Here is a 19530-nt window from a genome sequence, read left to right as displayed (position 1 = left end):
CGCTAGCTGCAATGATGGATGGGTGACAGACGAGACGGCGGACTTCGATCCGCGGAAGCAGTGGACCTTCGGATACGAGACGTTCGGCAACGATGATCTACCCGCCCACCTGCTCCGAGTGTCCACTCACCACGCGCATGCGGCCCTCAACAAGGCGGAGTCGAAAGAGCCGACCACCTGGCTGGAGTCGGCAATTCACGCGGGCGCTGCCGTCGAGCTGCTGGCAAAGTATCATCTCGCTGTAGTGAATCCAGTCCTTATCGTCGATATGAAAACCACGCAGAACCATGGGTTGTTGCATGTTCTCGGGGAGAGAATCGGAAAGCCGGCCGACCCTCAGGAACGGCGGCGAGTCAAGACCAGGGGGCCTGAGGACTGTCTCAATCTGGTGTCGTTGATCTCTGGAACACCGCTCCCGCGGAACGCTCTAAACGTAGTTCTCGATGCGAGAAACTCAGCAGTACACATGGGGCTACTCGATAAACTCGAGCTGCAGAGGTCGCTAACCGCGATGGTTCGCGTGGTAGATGCGCTAATCTCCGTTGCCAATGTTCCCCGCAGCAAGTACTGGGGATCTCAGCTTGCACTGATAAACAGGATCTCGAGTCGAGAGCAGCTTGCAAAGTCCCTAACGAAGAAGCTGGAGGATGCGCGAGTGCGCGCGAAGGCTCTTGTCGTATCGGACTCTGCGCTTGTGGCGGAAGACCTGATGCAGACCAGCGAGACACCGTCCCTATTCGATGTCGAGGAGTATCCCGAAGGCACATCATACTGGTATTCCGAAAAATGCCCGGTGTGCAAGCGTGCTGGCCGTGTGTTTTGCTCTCGTTGGGTCAATGGACCTGAAGAAACTCTCGACGGGGTTTCGTACGTCGAGGAGATGGCAAGTAGTGAGCTGTTCCGATGCGGCACATGCCGGTTGGAACTCGGAGATCGAGAGATGTTGGAGCTAGGGATCGGTGACACAAGGTCCATTGGATATCGCCAAGCGACCGAGGATGAGATCTCCTCGTACCAGGAACACCTTGAGGCACTCGCCTACCAGCATCAGGTGGATCTGACGCGGCAAAGAGCGGATTGGGGGCGTTAGGCTCGGGGCGCCCTCCCACCTGGTGTGGCTTGGCGGGAACGGCGCGGGTGGACCCTTCAGCGGCGTGCCGATCGGCAACTGCCGAGGTCTCTGATCGCCCGAACCGCTGCGGTTGCGTGAGGTTTCCTTGTAGTGACTTGCGGTCTGTGTGGCTCGTGGGCCTCGAGGGAACGGTTCGCTGTCGGTGGCGCGCCACCGGATAGGCGGCCGGTAGTAAATTTCGCTGCGCGGGCAAACCCTTTAGCACTAAGTGACTCGATCCCGGCCACTTTCGATTCCCGCCGGGCCCGGCCTATCTCAAACCCAGCGGCCTGCTGTCGTCGCGATACTGCTCGATCTTCTTGATCAGCTCGTCCGGCTTGTGCTTCCTCAGGTAGTGCCAGGCTTTGCGGCTCATCCATGGTGGCTTGTCTTGGAACTTGTACGGGAAGTCTGACATGGGCCCATCGTACTCCGCATCCGCTGCGAGCGGAAGCTAATCAATGGCCAAATGTGCACGCACACAACGACTTTAACTTGACATCCCCCGAAGGTCCGACGGATCGCCCCTCGCCTCGATACCGGTCTTGAGCGTCAGGTTGGCCTGACGAACCTCACCCGCACAGGCTCTTGACTGAGATCAGGCACCGGCAGATCCTCGAGCGCGAAGTCAGCAGGCAGCGTGCGGTCTGGAGCGATCATCATCGACATCGTCCGCAGCCCGTCCTCGCCTCGGTTGGGCTTGGGGGAGAGGACGAACCTCGCCCCGTGGTCAATCAGGAGCTGGCGACGATCAGCGGTCGCCCAGATCTCTCGATACGTCTGGTCGGTCTCCTCGGTGACCCACCCCGACGCACGCGACGGGGTCGCCGCGAGCTGGTCACGCTTGGCTGTCTGAGCCTCCAACCGAGCGAGCCACTGCGCCTCGTCCTCGGGTGTGGTCAACAGACCCGCGTCCGATTCCATCCGCAGACGCTTGATCGTCTGCTCCACCTGCTCCAGCTCGGCTGAGTGATCCTCGCCCTGTACGAACACCCGCCGGGTCACCTTGGTATCCCCGTACTTGTCGAGAAACATCCGCTCGAGCGTGGCGTCCGCGTCGTCGGCCTTGATCATGGTGCCGTTGCAGTTGAGCGGTGTACGTCCGCACCGGTAGAACCTGCCCTCGTAGACCGAGCCGTCTGCTCGGGTCTTGCGGGATCTCTGCTGAGCCAACGAGGCTCCGCACGGTCCCTCGCCGCACGCGGCACACCCTTGGCAACCGCAGATCCCAACACCGAGCATCGGATTCGTCGTCGTGCTCGGTGTCCGCTGACCGATCTTGCGGAGCTGAGCCGCATCCTGAATCTGCTTCCACGTGTCCGGGTCGAACGTTGGGGGAGCGAGTCGGATCGGCTCGCCCTCGTCGTCGAGGACCATCCTCGCCTGCTTGTTCCGACCGGTCATCTTGAACCCCTGCGTACGCGGGGAGGTCAGCCCATCGATCACGGTGTTGACCGTCCACGGTCGACCCGCCGCAGGCTTGCCCTTGGCCACCCGCGACCGGTCCATGTTCGTGAGAGCCGCAGTGTTACGGCACTCGCAGCCTGCGACATGCTTGCGCCCGCACCGGGGATCGTCAAAAGGATCGTTGAGCCACGCCGCGATCCGGATGAACGACCAGCCCTCGAGCAACCTCGAGGCCATCGACTGCAACAGCGCCTTACCGACCTCGTCGGTCGCCAGACCCTTGCCCTTGCCGCTGGGATGATCGACCACCTTGAAACCGAGCGGAGGCACACCCGACGCCCACCGATCCATCTGGCGCAGCGCCCGATGCGAGTCCTGCGCTCGGGTCTTGAACCGGTTCAGCTCGAGCTGAGCGAAGAACGAACCGAGGTAGACGAACAGCTCGGCCATCATCGCGTCGATGCCCTTGTCGACTCCGGGTCGGTAGTCGAGTGTCAGGCCGTCGTCGGCGAACGCCACGACCTTGCCTCGCTCCTCGGCCCACTGAGCGAAGTCGACACAGTGCCGAGTCGACCGAAACGCCCGGTCCATCTTCGACCAGACGATCACGTCCCACTTGGTGGCTCCCTCCTCGGTGAGCCACGGCCCGAGGTCCGGACGCTCGTCGGGACGCTTCTCAGCCGAGACCCCGAGATCCTCGAACGATCCGACGATCTCGTACCCCTTGGCCTCCGCCCATTTGGTAGCGGTCTCGATCTGTGCGAGATGCGAGACCTTCTGCGGGCCTTGAACTACGGAGACTCGAGCGCCCACCAGCGCCCGGAGCCGTTTTGGTGTTGTCATGGTTTACAGCGTATGTTCACTTGCTGGTCAAGCAACATCCCCGTGAGCAATGCGAAGGCGTCGCTGGACAACAGGGCATCGGCGGCCGGGTCCTGGGCAATCTGCAGATTCGCCATGGGCTCATAGTAGTGACCCCTAGACTCAGGGCCCATGGGGATCGAGCGACGGGGCAGTGGACGCAGGGGCAGTGGACGCCGGGGCCGTGCGACCCGATTCGGTGGCGCTGTCGTCGCCGCCGTGGCGATGGTCGCCGGCGGCCTGACCGCCGGCGCAGGCGTGACGTCGGCGATTCCGGAGTACACCGAACCCAACCTCGTGAAAACCCTGCGGTGCGACAGTGCCAACCCGTTGCCGGGACCGCGGATCCCGATCTGGGTCGACGTGTTCAACGAGATCCCCTTCCCGGCCGACGGGCTTCCGGGCCCGGCGATCTCCTTGATCGCCTCGAACCGCGCGCAACCGGGAATCCTGGACTACACCATCGAGACCCGGGTGAACTGGCGCAACCTGGCCACCGGACGGACCGGAACCGTGAACGTGCCCACCCGGGCGCGGACCGTGACCTGGCAGGTCGACCTGCACCCCGGACCGGGGCCCGTCGCCTTCACGATCCACCAGAAGATCGGCGTGATGGCGTTCGTCCCGATGGTCAACGCCAGGACATCGTCGTGCGGGGGCCGCGCGACCGCCTGACCGGACCGCCACCCGAGCGGGGCCGCACACCAGAACACTGTCGTTTCGATATCGAAAGCACGGGAATACCCGGTGCGACGCACAACGGCTAGTAGCGTGGCGCAACATACGCCCCAGCGGTACGGCGGAACACGACGGTGAGGACACGGCAGATGGCGCAGTCGCACAATCCCGAGGCAGCCGAGCAACACACAGCGAAGGTCATCGGTGTCACCGTGGCCGCCGCGGTCGGCGGGTTCCTCTTCGGTTTCGACAGTTCCGTCGTCAACGGTGCCGTCGAATCCATCGAGGACACTTTCGAACTGCAAGAGCTGATGACCGGGTTCGCCGTCGCGATCGCCCTCCTCGGGTGCGCCCTCGGCGCCTGGTTCGCCGGGCGTCTGGCCGACGTGTGGGGCCGTAAACGTGTGATGCTGCTCGGTTCGGCCCTGTTCATCATCAACTCGATCGGCACCGCATACACCCAGACGGTGCCGGATCTCCTGTTGTGGCGGGTGCTGGGCGGCATCGGCATCGGGATCGCATCGGTGATCGCCCCGGCCTACATCGCCGAGATCGCGCCCGCCCGGTATCGAGGTGCGCTGGGTTCGCTGCAGCAGTTGGCCATCACGATGGGCATCTTCTCCGCGCTGCTGTCGGACACACTCCTGCAGGACGCCGCCGGGGGACCGGAGAACGACCTGTGGTGGGGCCTGGAGGCATGGCGGTGGATGTTCCTGGTGGGCGTGGTACCGGCAGCGGTCTACGGGGTCCTGGCACTGCTGATCCCGGAGTCACCGCGCTATCTGGTCGGTCGCAACCGTGACGAAGAGGCGGCCCGGATCCTGCAGGACGTCACGGGCGAACCGAATCCGCTCGACCGGGTCAAAGAGATCCGGATCACGGTCAAGCGCGAGGCGCGCACCTCACTGAAGGACATCCGGGGGCCGTCGTTCGGTTTGCATCCCCTTGTGTGGGTGGGTATCTGGCTCGCCGTCTTCCAGCAGTTCGTCGGCATCAACGCCATCTTCTACTACTCGACGACGCTGTGGCAGTCGGTCGGCTTCAGCACCGATCAGGCGTTCGCGACCTCGGTCATCACCGCGGCGATCAACGTCGGGATGACGTTCGTGGCAATCCTTTTCGTCGATCGAATAGGACGCCGCAAACTCTTGCTGAGTGGTTCGATCGGGATGTTCGTCGGTCTGGTGATGGCGTGTGTCGCGTTCACGCAGTCGGCGTACCTGCAGTCCGGAATGGTCGGCGACGTGGAATGCACGCCGGGCAACACCACTGCAGATTGTCTGGCGTTGCCCGATCCCTGGGGTCCGATCGCCCTGGTGGGCGCCAATCTCTTCGTGATCTTCTTCGCCGCCACCTGGGGCCCGGTCATGTGGGTGATGCTGGGGGAGATGTTCCCCAACCGGATTCGCGGTGTCGCGCTCGGCGTGTGCACCGCCGCGAACTGGCTGGCCAACTTCACGATCTCGATGCTGTTCCCGGAGGCCAGTGAGACCCTCGGCCTGGGATGGGTCTACGGGTTCTTCGCGATATGCGCGGCCGCGTCGTTCTTCTTCGTGCGATCCAAGGTCGAAGAGACCAAGGGAATGGAACTCGAGGAGATGGATGCCGCCGCCGAGTCCCGCCTGACCCGGCTCGAGGCGATGCGCTCGGCAAAGGGCGAGCGGTGATCCGACGGTCGTGCTCGGATCTGGTGTCTCAGTCGTCCCCGAGGCCGGTGACCAGGAGCCACTGCGCAGCGAAATAGCTTGCCAGTACCCACGCCTCACCCGCGACGGCCAGGCGGCGGTCCCGGACGAGGTGGCGACGGTTGATGATGGCCAGATCGGACGTCAGAAAGAACAGACCGCCGGCGCGCATCTGCGGCTGGGGCCGGTCGATGCCACCGGCCGTGGCCGACATCAACGCCAGCGTGTTGCCGTAGCCGCCGAGGACGGGCAGCAGTCGCGGACGGTGCGCCGCCAACACCGTCGCAGATTCCGCGAGAACGGCTGTCCGCACCAGCATTCCGGCGGCAGAGGGCCGGGCACCACGTCGGAGCATCGCACCGGTCAGGCACAGCTGGGCGCCCGCGAAGAACGAGGCCCCGATCCGCAGGTGGCGATCGGACTTCTCCGGCTCCTCGGCGAACTCCTCGAGCAGCATCGCTCGATCGCCGGCGATCGAGAACACCACCGCGCCGGCCAGCAGCGCATTGTCGGCGACCGACCTCCGGCGGGCGCCGAGTACGGTACGAACCCCCAACAGCGCGAGGGGGAGTGGTTTGGTGATCGCGGCCAGGCGGCGCCGGTGCGCCGCTCCCGCGACCGTCGCCAACGCGGCCGATGCCGCATAGGCCACCGGGCCCGTGGCATGTCGTACCCACGAGTCGCGCATGAGGGTCTGCCGGTTCACCGGCCCGCCAGGCGGGAGACGAACCAGCGCATGTCGTTGTCGGACAGGGCCTCCGACTGCTGCTGGTTGATTGCGAGGTATGTGCGTGCGGTGACCTGGCGGTCGGCGTTCTGCGCGTCGTTGAGGTACCGCAGCGACAGGGGGACGACGACGTTCTGGTCGAACAGGCTCTGAGTCATCATCACCGGTCGGGTGAACCCCTTGATGGGAATCGTGTGGGTACGGGAGACGACGTCGAGGAGCTGACCGTTGCCCGACAGTGGCTGGCGGAAAAGCGATCCGAGGGTCGTACCACCGAACTCGCGGGTCAGGTCGTCGGCGCACACCTGGGTGGCGCGCTCGAGCCACCTGACGCCTGCATCGGTCAGGAACGGATCGAGATCCACCGTCGTGCGGGCGTTGCGAATGGCGCTGAGGGTGAACAGCACATCGGATTCGACGCCATCGGGCATCGCGCCGGTATCGGGTCCGAGGCCACCGATCAGCGTGTCGAACTCGACCGGGATCGACGAGACCGCCGACCCGCGGTAATCGAGCTTCGCTCCCTGCACGCGGGTACCGGTACGAGCGAGTTCGATTGCGGCCGTGGCTCCCTGGCCCTCACCGACCACGACCCACCGGCGACCGAGATCTTCGGCGACGTCGCGGCTTGCCCGCACGGCGTCGACGATGTTGCGGGTCGTCGTGTCGGTGTCGAAATACTCCGGCGTACCCTGCGTGCCCAAGCCCGCGTAGTCCGGCGTGACCACGGCATACCCGCGGTCGAGCCACCGGGCGATCTCGTCGCGATCGCCCTTCGTCGGTTCCGTGGACGGCGCACATCGGTCGGCGATGCCCCGGCTCCCGTGCGCCCAGACCAGGATCGGCCAGCCGCTCCTGGGGGCCTGCCCCGAGGGAACCTGGACCGCCGCGGTGGACAGGCGTGGCTCGCGATCGGTGCCCGAGCTCCAGTAGGTGAACGCCGCGCCGGAACCGGCCTTCGAGGTCAACCGGTTCGGTGGCAGGGCACGGTTGGCGAAGACCGAACCGGCCGGGCCCGCGGCGGGGGTGGAGCCGGGAGCGACGGGTGCGGCAGTCGCGACGGTGGTCGCCGTGCCGGTCATCAGCAGTACTGCTGCAGCCGCGGGGACCGCGGCTCGGAGGGCGAGACGGCGTGCCGGCATCCGGCGCGAATGGTGGCTGGACATCTTCTGTTCTCTTCGTCAGGAGGCTCGTCAGGCCTCGACCATGCCCACCGCGGGCAGGAAATAGCACATGCGGCCGTCATTGCGCGCCGTGCCGTATACCGCCGACAGGATGGTGCCGTCGCCGGTTTGCACCGGGGCGAGGCGCACGCCTGACAGCAGTGGCATGATCCGGAGCATCGGTGCGTCGCCGACCGGTTCGAGGTCGGCGAATCCGCCCTGCAGCGTGCCGACGTTGAACCATGCCACCTGCATCTCGCTGTCGGTGACCTCGCCGGTGGCGGCCGGCACAAAGGCGTAGGCGGTCTCGCCATCGTCGACGAGATTGAGCTTCGGTACCTCGATGCCGAGCAGTTCCTGCAGCGGCGCGAGCGGCTCGGACGCCAACGGCCACGGACCGGCGACCGCACCTGCACCCGCGGTCACCAGCCCGAGCGGATTGTCGGCGGTCGGCTCGGTACAGAACGGTGAGACTGCGGGAGTGAGGGGCTGGATGCCGAGAGCCCGCAGCAACGCCAGGGGATCGGTCTCAGCCACGGGCACCGATGCCTCATCCGCGGCCAGTTGTTCGGTCGAGAGCTGGCCCACGCTCGTCATGATCGCCGTGGCCGCATCGAGTGCCATGCGATCCACGCCGGCGTCCTTGAGCAGTCGTACCGCGGCCGCGAGCTCACTGTCGAACGGAATGGCCGGCAGTGTCAGCGTGTTCGGCTCCACGACCGGCGCGGCCGTGGCCGGTCCGACGGACAGCGGGGCACACACCCCGGCGGCCGCGGCGACGGCGACAGCCGCGGTACCGGCCCGAAGACCTTTTGAGCGACGGGGACGACGTGCCCGCGCGATGCCCAGCATGATCCTTTTCTCCATTCGACGACCGGCACCACCGACATGTCGGTGGTGTTGCTTCGCGGTGTTACTTCTGTGACAGATGGTGCTCAAGTTAAAAGAGAGCACGAGCGGTCACTGTCGTGCAAGTCGCGAGTCCGAGATGTGACATCGCCGCGATCCGCGAGCGACCGACGGTGTCGCGGACCGAGAACGACGACACCCCCGGGCGATTCGCCCGGGGGTGTCGTGAACGTTCGATCAGCCGGCTGTCACACGATGGCGAGGCCGATGGTCGGCACGATGGTGCAGCTGTTGACCCGACCGTCGCTCCTGGTGGTCACGTCACCGTAGATCGTCGAGACCACGCGTCCGCGTCCGGTTTTCGCGATCGTGGTGAATGTTCCCGGGCCGTCTGCGACGTTGATCTTGGGATTTCGCTTGAGCTGGTTCTGTCCGGTGCGGCCGTTGTCGATGTTCAGCCACGACACCCAGAGCTTGCGGTTCGGGTTGTTGATCGCCGGACCGGTGCCGAGGCTGGTGTAGACGTAGCCGGCCTCGCCGCGCTTCGGGCCCGGTGCCGGAGCGTCCTGCGGCCCCGCCGTCACCAATGCCCGCCCCAGCGAATTCCCGCCGTCGGGACTTCCGTTGCCCTCCATGCAGCCAAAACCGAGGGTGGGGTAGAGGAATTCCTGGATCTTCGGGGCGTTCGGGCCCTGGGGGATCTCCGGCTCGCCGGGCTCACGCTCGGCTGCGAGTCGACGTTCGGCCGCCACTCGTCCCGGTTCGCCGAGGAAGTCGATCACCTCGTCCCAGATCTTCTTCACCTCGGGCGGCAGCCCGGGCGCGGCCGAGAGGGTCCTGGCCTGATCGAGCAGCTGTGGGCTGATCTTTCCGTCCGGCCCCTTCGTCGCGACCGCGCCGATGATGGCCGGCGCGAACGCGCCCAGCGAGTCGAGGACACGCTGATCGACCTTCGGGTGCACGGCTGCCGGAGCGGCGTCGGCGACGGCGGGCATGGCCAGCGCGGTGGCCGCGGCGATGCTCACCGCAGCGATGGCCGCACGGCGCGCGGGGCGGCGGATGCGGCGGGAGCGCAGGCTCTGGAGTGCAGGCAAACGCACTGTTTCCGGTCCAATCGGTCGTCGGTGTGCGCCGGTGTCGCCGCACACGCGCGGTCACTGAGTCCGACGCCGGATGGCGTCGCGCGTCATTCTATGCACCCGCGCAACGCGAGCGCCGTCCAGGGAGCCTAACGCACTCCGTGTTACGGATGGGATTGTTGATGCAATTGTTACTGATGTGATTAGCAGGTCGACTGGTCGTGTAGTCGTGGCGTAACTGGTTAGATCGAGCCGTGGTGACACTCAGCGAGAGGAATGGCCGATACGTCCGGTTCCGTGCGCGTCGCCGACGCGCCGGCGGGAAAGCTGTTGCGCTGGTCGCACTGCTGGCCGGGACCACGGTGCTGGCGGGATGCGGGGACGACCCGGAGCCGGGCGCCGAGGTCACCTTGTTGACGCATGACTCGTTCACCCTCCCGGACTCGGTGTTCGACACCTTTCGCGAGGAGACGGGGTTGACGCTCGAGGTCGTCAGGTCCGGCGACGCCGGGCAGTTGGCGTCCACCGTGTCGTTGACGCCCGGTTCTCCCAAGGCCGACGCGGTTTTCGGCATCGACAACACCTTCGCCTCCCGGCCGATCGAGGCCGGCGCGCTCGAGCCCTATCAGTCTCCGCTCGCCGCGAACGGTGCGGCCGAGTACGCGCTGCCGGGGTCGAACAACGAGTTGACGGCCGTCGACCGCGGCGACGTCTGCCTCAATGTCGACGACGACTGGTACGCCTCCCGGGGGGAGGAGCCGCCGACGAGCCTGCGGGATCTCCGCGATCCGAAATACGCATCGCAGACCGCTTTGCTCGACCCGGGGACCTCGTCTCCCGGTTTGGCGTTTCTGCTGACCACCATCGGGGTGTTCGACCAGGGGTGGCAGGACTATTGGAGAACCGTGATCGACGGCGGTGCCACCGTCGTTTCGGGCTGGGAGATCGCCTACAACCAGCTGTTCTCGGCCGGAGAGGGTCGCGGGGACAAGCCGATCGTGTTGTCGTATGCCTCCTCACCCGCCGCGACACCGGGGACATCGGCTCTGCTCGACAGCTGTTGGCGCCAGGTCGAATACGTCGGGATCCTCAAGGGCACCGACAATCTCACCGGCGCCCGCAGGCTCGTCGACTTCATGCTCTCGCCGACGGTGCAGGCCGCGTTGCCATCGTCGATGTATGTGTATCCGGTACAGCAGGGCACGCCGCTACCCGACGGGTGGCAACAGCGGGCACCGGTGCCGGCCTGGACGGTGAGCCTGCCACCGGATTTCGTCGCCGAGAACCGTGAGGCGTGGCTGCAAGAGTGGCGCGACGCGGTCGGACGGTGATCGCCGGGCGCCTCGGCGCGCTGGCCTTGCGGGTGATCCCCGCCGCGTTCATCCTCGTCTTCTTCCTGTGGCCGCTCGGCGCGCTGCTCCGGAGGGCGGTCGAGGTCCGTTCCGATGAGGGCATCGGTGAACTGCTGCGGCGCACGAACGCGCTGGACCTGCTGGGCTTCACCGTCTTCCAGGCGGCGGTGTCGACGCTGCTGGCGATGCTGGTGGCGGCGCCGATGGTCTGGTTGATCGCGCGCGTGGACATCCCGGGGTCGTTGCTGCTGACCGTGATCGTCACGGTGCCGTTCGTGTTGCCGACCGTCGTGGTCGGGGTCGCCTTCCGCGCGTTGCTGGACGGGCCGTTGTCGATGTTGGGCAACGCATCCGGGCTGTGGCCGATTCTGCTCGCACACGCGTTTCTCAACGTGGCGGTCATCGCCAGGGTGGTCGGCGCCGCCTGGCGCTCGCTGGATCCGCGCCTCGCCGAGGCCGCCCAGACCCTCGGCGCCGGTCGGATACGCGCCTTCGTCGACATCACGGTGCCCCGGCTCCTACCCGCCGTCGGTGCGGCGGCGGCGCTGGTGTTCCTGTTCTGCTCCACCAGTTTCGGGGTCATCATCATCCTCGGCAACGGAGAGATCCGGACGCTGGAGACCGAGATCTACACACAGGCGATCGGCTACTTCCGGATACCGGAGGCGGTTGCGCTTTCGGTGCTGCAGATCGTCGTGGTGGTCGCGGCATTGTTGCTGACCCGCCTGTTCTCCGACCCCGGCGAGTCCGCGGCACCCTCGGCCGTCGACACGAGATTCCGGCCGCACGGACGGCAATGGTTGCCGGTGTCCGCAGCCCTCGCATGGGTGGCTGCAGTCTTGGTCGGTCCGATCGCGGTGCTGGTCCTGCGGTCGGTTCGGCCGGGCGCCGACGGTGAGTGGACGCTCGACGGATACCGATCACTGGGCGAGTCCGTGAACGGCGTGACCCCGCTGGAGTCGTTGCGCTACTCCCTGGGCACCGCCGCCCTCGCGATGGCGATCGCACTGGTCATCGGTCTCCTGGCGGCGGTCGCCATGCACCGTGCGACCGGTTTCTGGGCTGCCGCGGGCAATGTCGTCACCACGATTCCGCTCGGGATCAGCGCGGTGACACTCGGATTCGGCTACCTCATCGTGTTGTCCACGCTGCCGCCGCAACTCGCCACCTCGTCGCTGGTCATTCCGTGCGTCCAGGCACTGATCGCGATCCCGGTCGTCGTGCGGATCGCAGTTCCGGCGCTCACGTCCGTATCGGCACGACTCCGGCAGGCGGCCGCGACGCTGGGGGCGGGACCGATGCGTGTGTTCCTCACGATAGATCTGCCGCTCATCGGGCGGACTCTATGCGCTGCAGGAGGCTTCGCGTTCGTGATGGCGTTGGGCGAATTCGGTGCGACCAGCTTCCTGGCGCGCGCCGACACCACGACGCTGCCGGTCCTGATCGGTTCCGCACTGAACCGCCCCGGGGCCGAGAACCTGGCGACCGCGATGGCCGCGTCCGTGGTGCTGGTCGCCGTGACCACACTCGCCGTCGCGGTGGTCGAGGTCTTCCGTCCACGTACGGGAGCGCTGATCTGAGATGGCCACGACCGCAACGACGCTCACCGCGACACCGAGGCGCTGACATGTTGGAGATCGATGGACTCGGCGTCCGCTACGGGGCGACATCGGTGATCGAGGACCTCACCTGGACGGTCGGGACGTCCGGGTCGGTGCTGACCGCACTGTTGGGCCCGTCCGGGTGCGGGAAGTCGACACTGATCCGCGCGGTCGCCGGACTGGAGCCGATCAGCGGAGGCCGAATCCGTTTCGACGGCACCGACCTGGCCGGTGTGCCCGCGCACCGCCGCGACTTCGGTGTCGTATTCCAGGACGGCCAGCTGTTCGGGGGCCGCACCGTGTCGTCGAACATCGCCTACGGGCTGAAGATGCGCCGCTGGTCCCGGCCCGCCATCCGTGAACGGGTCGACGAGATGCTCGAACTGGTCCGACTTCCCGGATACGCGGAGCGGCGTGTGGAGGAGTTGTCCGGCGGCGAGGCGCAACGCGTGGCGTTGGCGCGGGCGCTGGCCCCGCGGCCCCGGCTGCTGTTGCTCGACGAACCCCTCGCAGCGCTCGATCGGCTCCTGCGTGAACGTCTGGCCTTCGAGATCACCGAGATCGTCCGGGCGGCCGACACCCCGACGATCATGGTGACCCACGACCACACGGAGGCGGCCCTGATGGCCGACACCATCTCGGTGATGCGGGCGGGGGCGCTGGTGCAAACCGAAGCGCCCGAACTACTCTGGCTGTGCCCGGCCGATGAATGGACCGCCCGGTTCCTCGGCGTCACGACGGTCCTCGATGCCGAGGTGGCCGACGGCCGAGCGGTCACCACGCTGGGTGAGACCACCGTCGAGGCGCCCGACGGCCACGTCCGGCTCGGATTGCGCCCCGAATCGGTGCGGGCGACGCGGGCAGGTGACCAGTCGTCCGATGGGGTGGTGGTGGGCGTCGCGGATCTGCCCGCCGGCCGACGCGTGCGGGTGACCGCGGACGTCGGCGACGTCGAGGCCGTCACGTCGGACGCCGTCGCGATGGGTGAGCACGTCTTGCTGAACCTGGTACCCGAGCGGGTGGCGGTGATCGGCCGATGACCGCCCGCCGTGTCGTGGTGGCAGGCGCGATCGTGGCGGATCGGCGGCTTCTGCTGGCGCAGCGCAGTTACCCTCCCGAGGTCGCCGGCATGTGGGAACTGCCGGGTGGAAAGGCGGAGCCGGGGGAGAGCCGGGAGTCGGCCCTGCGGCGCGAGTTGCGCGAGGAACTCGGTGTGGAGGTCACGGTGGGTGCCGCGCTCAAAGAATCCGTGGCGCTGCGTCACGACCTCGTGTTGGTCGCGCTGCGGGCGCACATCGAGGACGGCACGCCCCGGGCTGTGGAACATCGCGCAGTGCGCTGGGTGGACGCCGACGAACTGCGCCGCCTCCACGCCGAAGGATCACTGGTCCCCGCCGACACCGCCTGGGTGCCGGAGCTGCTCGCCGATCTCGCTAAGCGGCCCGGGCCTTCTTGAGTGCCTTGGACAGCTGCTTCTTGGACATCTGATCTCCGTCGAGTTTGCGCATCCGATGGATCACCACCGGGCACCGAACACAACGGGTGGATTTCCGGCAGCACTTCTTCTTCGGCTTCAGATCAGCGACCGTCGCCGGTTCGACCTTCCCCATGTCGCGAACATTAGCATTACCTAACTTTCGGCCGTCCTGGGTGATGTGATCGCGATCTCAGCCTGTCGCCCGATACCCTGTACGCGTTGACTTGTCCACCGGTGATCGACCGGTACCCATCGCAGTGAAAGAGAGCTCAGTGAGCGCTGTCCACAACTTCCGCAACGTCGCGATCGTCGCGCACGTCGACCACGGCAAGACCACGCTGGTCGACGCGATGCTGCGCCAGTCGGGGGTCTTCGGCGAGCGTGCCGAGCTCGTCGACCGCGTGATGGACTCCGGCGACCTCGAACGCGAGAAGGGCATCACCATTCTCGCGAAGAACACCGCTGTCCATCGTCGCCAGCCCGACGGCACCGAGGTCGTCATCAACGTGATCGACACGCCCGGCCACGCCGACTTCGGTGGTGAGGTCGAGCGCGGCCTGTCCATGGTCGACGGCGTCGTGCTGCTCGTCGACGCGTCCGAGGGGCCCCTTCCGCAGACCCGATTCGTGATGCGCAAGGCCCTCGCGGCATCGCTGCCGGTGATCCTGGTCGTGAACAAGACCGACCGACCGGACGCGCGTATCCAGGAGGTCGTCGACGAGAGCCAGGATCTGCTGCTCGACCTCGCCTCCGACCTCGACGACGAGGCTGCGGCCGCGGCCGAACTCGCCCTCGAGCTCCCGGTGCTCTACGCGTCGGGTCGAGCCGGCGTCGCCAGCACCGAGAAGCCCGCCGACGGCGAGGTGCCGTCGGGGGAGAACCTCGACCCGTTCTTCGACGTGCTCCTCGAGCACGTCCCCGCGCCCAAGGGCGACCCTGATGCGCCGTTGCAGGCCCATGTGACAAACCTCGACGCCTCGGCCTTCCTCGGCCGCCTGGCGCTCGTCCGCATCCACAACGGCACGCTCCGCAAAGGCCAGCAGATCTCCTGGTGCCGGGAAGTGGACGGGGAGCCGGTCGTCGAGAAGGCGAAGATCACGGAGCTGCTCGCGACGGTCGGTGTCGATCGGGCGCCGGCCGAGTCCGCGGCCGCGGGTGACATCGTCGCGGTGGCCGGTATGCCGGAGATCATGATCGGCGACACCCTCGCCGACCTCGACAACCCGACACCGCTGCCGCGGATCACCGTCGACGAGCCGGCGATCTCGGTGACCATCGGGACCAATTCGTCGCCGCTCGCCGGACGGGTGTCGGGCCACAAACTGACCGCCCGGATGGTCAAGTCGCGACTCGACTCCGAACTCGTCGGCAACGTGTCCCTGCGCGTACTCGACATCGGGCGCCCCGACGCCTGGGAGGTCCAGGGCCGTGGTGAGCTCGCACTGGCCATCCTGGTCGAGCAGATGCGACGCGAGGGCTTCGAACTCACCGTCGGAAAACCTCAGGTGGTGACCCGCAAGGTCGACGGCAAGGTGCAGGAGCCGTTCGAGCACCTGACCGTCGACGTCCCCGAGGAGTACCTCGGTGCGGTCACCCAGCTGCTCGCCGCCCGCAAGGGCCGCATGGAACACATGAACAACCACGGCACCGGCTGGGTCCGGATGGAGTTCATCGTGCCCTCGCGTGGCCTGATCGGATTCCGCACCGACTTCCTCACCGAGACCCGGGGAACCGGCATCGCCAACGCCGTGTTCGACGGGTACGACGCGTGGGCCGGCGAGATCCGCGCACGCCACACCGGATCGCTGGTCAGTGACCGCACCGGCAGCGTCACCCCGTTCGCGATGATCCAGCTCGCCGACCGCGGCACCTTCTTTGTCGAGCCCGGTGCCGACACCTACGAGGGCATGGTCGTCGGGATCAACCCGCGTGCCGAGGATCTCGACATCAACGTCACGCGCGAGAAGAAGCTGACCAACATGCGCCAGTCCTCCGCCGACGTGATGGAGACCCTGGCCAAGCCGATGCAACTCGACCTCGAGGGAGCGATGGAGTTCTGCGCCGCCGACGAGTGCGTCGAGGTCACGCCGGAGGTCGTGCGGGTGCGTAAGGTTCATCTCGATGCGACGACCCGCGCGCGGGAACGGTCGCGGGCGAAGTCGCGCGATCAGGCGGTCGGATAGCCGCGCGGATGCGCCCGGCACGGGCCGGGTGCGGGAGTGACGCGCGTGAGGAGTTTGTGGGGGCAATGCAGGTGAGGCGATGGCAGCCGCTGACGGCCGCGACCCGAGTCGCGTCGCCGGCGCTCGGGGGTCGACGTGCCCGACTCCTCGCACTCGTCGGCGCCGTCATCCTGCTGGCGTCGGCCTGCATGTCGAATCCGCCGCCGCCGGTGCGGGAGACCGCGCCGCCGCCGACGCCGACCGAGTACCCGACGGAGAAGACGATCTACGTCGCCACCGACTCCGTCGGTGGCGGCTTCAACCCGCACGTCGGCGCCGACCAGGGCACGGTCACCACCGCGGTGGCCGCGATGACGTTGCCCAGCGCCTTCCGGCCGGTCGAGACCCCGGAAGGCGTCGTCTGGCAGCGCCAGGAGGCGCTGATCACCTCGGCCGAGGTCACCTCGCGCGATCCCTTCACCGTCACCTACCAGATCCACACCGATGCCCAATGGTCCGACGGGCTCCCGGTGACCGGCGACGACTTCTCCTACCTGTGGCAACAGATGTCACGTCAGCCGAATGTCGTCGCACCGGCGGGCTACCGGCTGATCGACTCCGTTCAGTCGGGCGCCGGCGGCAAGGAGGTCCAGGTGACCTTCGCCCGGCCCTACCCGGCGTGGCGTCAACTCTTCACCGGCCTGTTGCCCAGCCACGTGCTGCGGGGCGCGCCGGCCGGATTCCAGACCGGGATGGACAGCGGGAAGCCGGTGTCGGCCGGGCCGTTCTCGATCGTCTCCATCGACCAGACGCGCGACGAGGTCCGGCTGGTGCGCAATGATCGCTACTGGATGGAACCGCCGACTCTCGATCAGGTGGTGTTGCGTCGGGCCGGAACGGCCTCGCAGATGGTGGAGTCCGTCCGCACCGGGGACTCGGCGATCGCCGCGGTGAGCTCCGGTCCCGCCACCACCGCCGAACTCTCTGCGGTCCCCGGGTTGGCGACGCGGCGCAATCCGACGTCGCGTGCACTGGCGATCAGTGTCAATGCACGCACCGAGACGATGCGGTCGTTGCCGATGCGGCGTGCTGTCCTCGGCATGATCGACCCGAACCTCGTCACCCTCGCAGGTGCCGGCGATGACATCGTCACGCCGTTCGGCAACACCGTCTTCGCGCCGACCGACCGCGGGTATTACCCCGTGGATCGAGGTCGTCCGTCGGAGGCCCAGATCGCCGATCTGCTCGCCGGCGAGGGCTATGTGCGCGCCCCGGTCGACGACTCCGCGACACCACCGGTCGGCGACGTGCCGAGCGTCCCGTCGTCGTCCTCCGCCACACCGAGCACGTCGGAACCCGGTTCGGATGCCGAGTCGGAGCAGGCCGAAGCGGCCGAGTCCACCGACGGCGCGGAGGTGGAACCGCTGCCGGCCGGGATCGCGCCGTATCGCAGCGGCGACGACGACCTGACGGTTCGGGTCGGCGCCGTCAGCGGTGACCCCAGGTCCACCTCGGCCGCCTCCAACATCGTCGACCAGTTGCGTGGACAGGGTGTTCGGGCCGCGGTCGTGGCGCTGCCCAACAGCGAGCTCTACGGGGTCGCACTCACCAACGCGCGTGTCGATCTCGTCGTCGGCTGGCAGGGTCTCGGCGTGCCCCCGGCCGCGTCGCTCGCCTCCCAGGTCGACTGCGATCAACCGAAGCCGGTCACGGCACCGTCATTGTCGACGCCACCCACCCCGGCCAGTGTGGCGCCCGGACAGGCCGGCGCCGCCGACGACAGCTACGCCAGCAATGTCTCCGGTATCTGCGATCCCCGACTGATCGAGCTGGCCCGGGAGGCGTTGTCGGCTCGCGATCCCGTTCCCCAGCTGACCGAGGCCGAGCCGCTGCTGGCCGAGCAGGCCATCTACCAGCCGCTCTATCAGGACAGCATGTTCGTCGGCCTCACCGACCAGGTGGTGGGGGTGCCGCTGTCCGGGCCGATCCAGGTGGCCATCTTCGGTGACACCGTCGCGTGGGAGCAGCGATGAGCGAGGCGGCCCCGCGTCGACTCCTGTTGTTGCATGCGCATCCCGACGACGAGACGATCATGACCGGCGGCACGATCGCCCGCTATCTCGCCGAGGGCGTCGACGTACGCGTGCTGACGTTCACCCTCGGCGAGGAGGGCGAGGTCATCGGCGACGAGTGGGCGCAACTGGTGGCCGACGGTGGCGCCGACCAGCTGGGCGGCTACCGCATCGCCGAGCTGACGCGCGCGCTCGCGGCGTTGAGCCCATCCGGCAGTGCCCCGCTACGCCCGCGGTTCCTCGGCGGCGCGGGCCATTGGCGGGACTCCGGGATGGCCGGGGCCCCGTCCGCCGAGCACCCGCGAGCGCTGGTGCAGGCCGGATTCGACGACGTCGTGGCCACTCTCGTCGAGGAGATCGTGGCGTTCGGCCCGGACGTCGTCATCACCTACGACAATGCCGGGACCTACGGTCACCCCGACCACAAACTCGTCCACGAGACGACCGTCGCGGCCATGCCCCGGGTACGTGACCGGCTCGCGACCGGGTCGTCGAGGCCTCCCAAGGTCTATGAATCGGTCTCCGAACGTTCCGCGCTCGAATCGGGACTCGCTGCTGCGGCCGGGCGGGTGCCCGACGGTTGGACACTGCCCGTAGCGGACGATCTGCCGAGTCACGCGGACTCGTCGATCACCACCGAGATCGACGTCCGGGATTTCGTCGAGGCCAAGGCGGCCGCGCTGCGCGCACACGCCACCCAGGTGACCGTCGCGTCGTCGGGCACCGAATACGCACTGTCGAACAACATCCTGCAGCCGATCTTCGATCGCGAACATTTCATTCTCACCTCGCCGGGTCGGCGAGAGTCGGGCGGCCGTGAGACCGACCTCTTCGCGGCGGACGACTGATGCGGCCCATCGACCGCCTCATGCTGGGGATGCTCGCCGTCGACGGCTTCGTGGTCGGGGTGATGTCGGTTGCGTTCGCGTACCTGCGTTTCGGTGGTACGGCCATCCCGGTCGCCGCCACGATCGCGGGACTCGTCAACTGCGTGCTGCTCTGGCTGGCGGCCGGGGCCACCGCCGGCCCGGGACGTTTCCTACCGTTGCTGGCATGGGCGCTGGCCCTGGTCATCGGCGGGTTCCCGGGACCGGGCGGGGACGTCGCGCTGCAGCCCGACGGCAGTCTGTTGCTCCCCACCCTCGGCCTTCTCGCGATCGGTGCGGGCCTGCCCGCCGCGCTGGTCTGGTCCGGTCGGCTGCCGGTGCCCCACGACGTGCGTCGCCCCATCCCCTGAGGAGGGTGCGACGAAGGAGCGTGCGTCACGAAGGGTCCCGCCCCTTCGTGACGCTCGTCGCTAGCGCTC

18 protein-coding genes and 1 pseudogene are annotated in these 19530 nt (G+C 67.3%); 11 read left to right on the top strand and 8 right to left on the bottom strand.

The window, feature by feature from the left end; all coding sequences use genetic code 11:
- The first annotated feature begins 22 nt into the window (after positions 1-22).
- Complete coding sequence (locus VZC37_RS20695; protein ID WP_330435284.1) at positions 23-1090, top strand: hypothetical protein; 1068 nt, start codon at positions 23-25, stop codon at positions 1088-1090.
- Positions 1091-1382: 292 nt separating this feature from the next.
- Here VZC37_RS20695 and VZC37_RS20690 read toward each other — a convergent pair whose 3' ends face one another.
- The 3 genes and pseudogenes from VZC37_RS20690 to VZC37_RS20680 all read right to left on the bottom strand — a co-directional run.
- Positions 1383-1529, bottom strand: coding sequence for a hypothetical protein (locus tag VZC37_RS20690; protein WP_330435282.1), 147 nt, complete (start codon positions 1527-1529; stop codon positions 1383-1385).
- A 134-nt stretch (positions 1530-1663) separates the two neighbouring features.
- Positions 1664-3361 carry a recombinase family protein gene (locus VZC37_RS20685; protein WP_330435280.1) on the bottom strand — a complete coding sequence of 566 codons (1698 nt, stop codon included), beginning with the start codon at positions 3359-3361 and terminating at the stop codon, positions 1664-1666.
- Between the two features lie 20 nt (positions 3362-3381).
- Positions 3382-3477, bottom strand: a pseudogene (locus tag VZC37_RS20680) (HhH-GPD-type base excision DNA repair protein); the annotation flags it as partial.
- 127 nt (positions 3478-3604) lie between these two features.
- Between VZC37_RS20680 and VZC37_RS20675 the strand changes: the two are divergent.
- Both VZC37_RS20675 and VZC37_RS20670 read left to right on the top strand, forming a co-directional pair.
- On the top strand, positions 3605-4054 hold the full coding sequence (locus tag VZC37_RS20675; RefSeq protein WP_330435552.1) for a hypothetical protein: 450 nt from the start codon (positions 3605-3607) through the stop codon (positions 4052-4054).
- A gap of 152 nt (positions 4055-4206) precedes the next feature.
- Complete coding sequence (locus tag VZC37_RS20670; RefSeq protein WP_330435278.1) at positions 4207-5724, top strand: sugar porter family MFS transporter; 1518 nt, start codon at positions 4207-4209, stop codon at positions 5722-5724.
- A gap of 28 nt (positions 5725-5752) precedes the next feature.
- On the opposite strand, the gene VZC37_RS20665 is transcribed toward VZC37_RS20670, so the two are convergent.
- The 4 genes from VZC37_RS20665 to VZC37_RS20650 form a co-directional block, all read right to left on the bottom strand.
- Positions 5753-6430, bottom strand: a complete 678-nt coding sequence (locus VZC37_RS20665) for a lysoplasmalogenase (RefSeq protein WP_330435550.1) — start codon at positions 6428-6430, stop codon at positions 5753-5755.
- A gap of 14 nt (positions 6431-6444) precedes the next feature.
- Positions 6445-7635 carry an alpha/beta hydrolase family protein gene (locus VZC37_RS20660; RefSeq protein WP_330435276.1) on the bottom strand — a complete coding sequence of 397 codons (1191 nt, stop codon included), beginning with the start codon at positions 7633-7635 and terminating at the stop codon, positions 6445-6447.
- A 27-nt stretch (positions 7636-7662) separates the two neighbouring features.
- Entirely contained in the window at positions 7663-8499 is an 837-nt protein-coding gene (locus VZC37_RS20655; RefSeq protein ID WP_330435274.1) for a hypothetical protein, read from the bottom strand.
- A 230-nt stretch (positions 8500-8729) separates the two neighbouring features.
- A complete protein-coding gene (locus VZC37_RS20650; protein WP_330435272.1) occupies positions 8730-9581 on the bottom strand; it encodes an Rv1157c family protein in 852 nt (283 codons plus the stop codon).
- A 233-nt stretch (positions 9582-9814) separates the two neighbouring features.
- Here VZC37_RS20650 and VZC37_RS20645 point away from each other — a divergent pair, with 233 nt between their 5' ends.
- Genes VZC37_RS20645 through VZC37_RS20630 form a run of 4 tightly spaced genes read left to right on the top strand, consistent with a single transcriptional unit; the run spans position 9815 to position 13969 of the window.
- Entirely contained in the window at positions 9815-10891 is a 1077-nt protein-coding gene (locus tag VZC37_RS20645) for a thiamine ABC transporter substrate-binding protein (protein WP_431309462.1), read from the top strand.
- Positions 10855-12492: an ABC transporter permease gene (locus VZC37_RS20640; protein ID WP_330435271.1), complete on the top strand. Its 1638-nt coding sequence runs from the start codon at positions 10855-10857 to the stop codon at positions 12490-12492. The genes VZC37_RS20645 and VZC37_RS20640 overlap by 37 nt, the downstream gene beginning before the upstream one ends.
- A gap of 47 nt (positions 12493-12539) precedes the next feature.
- Positions 12540-13553: an ABC transporter ATP-binding protein gene (locus tag VZC37_RS20635; protein ID WP_330435270.1), complete on the top strand. Its 1014-nt coding sequence runs from the start codon at positions 12540-12542 to the stop codon at positions 13551-13553.
- The gene (locus tag VZC37_RS20630) at positions 13550-13969 is read left to right on the top strand and encodes a (deoxy)nucleoside triphosphate pyrophosphohydrolase (RefSeq protein WP_330435268.1); all 420 of its coding nucleotides are present in this window, start codon (positions 13550-13552) and stop codon (positions 13967-13969) included. The genes VZC37_RS20635 and VZC37_RS20630 overlap by 4 nt, the downstream gene beginning before the upstream one ends.
- Here the strand turns inward: VZC37_RS20630 and VZC37_RS20625 are convergent.
- Positions 13947-14123: a hypothetical protein gene (locus tag VZC37_RS20625; protein WP_330435266.1), complete on the bottom strand. Its 177-nt coding sequence runs from the start codon at positions 14121-14123 to the stop codon at positions 13947-13949. The genes VZC37_RS20630 and VZC37_RS20625 overlap by 23 nt on opposite strands.
- Before the next feature lie 139 nt (positions 14124-14262).
- Between VZC37_RS20625 and typA the strand changes: the two genes are divergently transcribed.
- The 4 genes from typA (at position 14263) to VZC37_RS20605 (ending at position 19461) form a co-directional block, all read left to right on the top strand.
- The gene (gene typA, locus VZC37_RS20620; protein WP_330435265.1) at positions 14263-16173 is read left to right on the top strand and encodes a translational GTPase TypA; all 1911 of its coding nucleotides are present in this window, start codon (positions 14263-14265) and stop codon (positions 16171-16173) included.
- Positions 16174-16361: 188 nt separating this feature from the next.
- On the top strand, positions 16362-18185 hold the full coding sequence (locus tag VZC37_RS20615; protein WP_330435547.1) for an ABC transporter family substrate-binding protein: 1824 nt from the start codon (positions 16362-16364) through the stop codon (positions 18183-18185).
- Positions 18182-19072, top strand: a complete 891-nt coding sequence (gene mshB, locus VZC37_RS20610) for an N-acetyl-1-D-myo-inositol-2-amino-2-deoxy-alpha-D-glucopyranoside deacetylase (RefSeq protein ID WP_330435264.1) — start codon at positions 18182-18184, stop codon at positions 19070-19072. The genes VZC37_RS20615 and mshB overlap by 4 nt, the downstream gene beginning before the upstream one ends.
- Positions 19072-19461: a facilitated glucose transporter gene (locus tag VZC37_RS20605; RefSeq protein ID WP_330435262.1), complete on the top strand. Its 390-nt coding sequence runs from the start codon at positions 19072-19074 to the stop codon at positions 19459-19461. Before mshB ends, VZC37_RS20605 begins: the two co-directional genes overlap by 1 nt.
- Positions 19462-19530: the final 69 nt, after the last annotated feature.

It is taken from the genome of Gordonia sesuvii, assembly GCF_036350415.1.
GTDB classification, from domain to species: Bacteria; Actinomycetota; Actinomycetes; order Mycobacteriales; family Mycobacteriaceae; genus Gordonia; species Gordonia sesuvii.
This window is presented reverse-complemented; position numbering and strand designations above follow the sequence as displayed.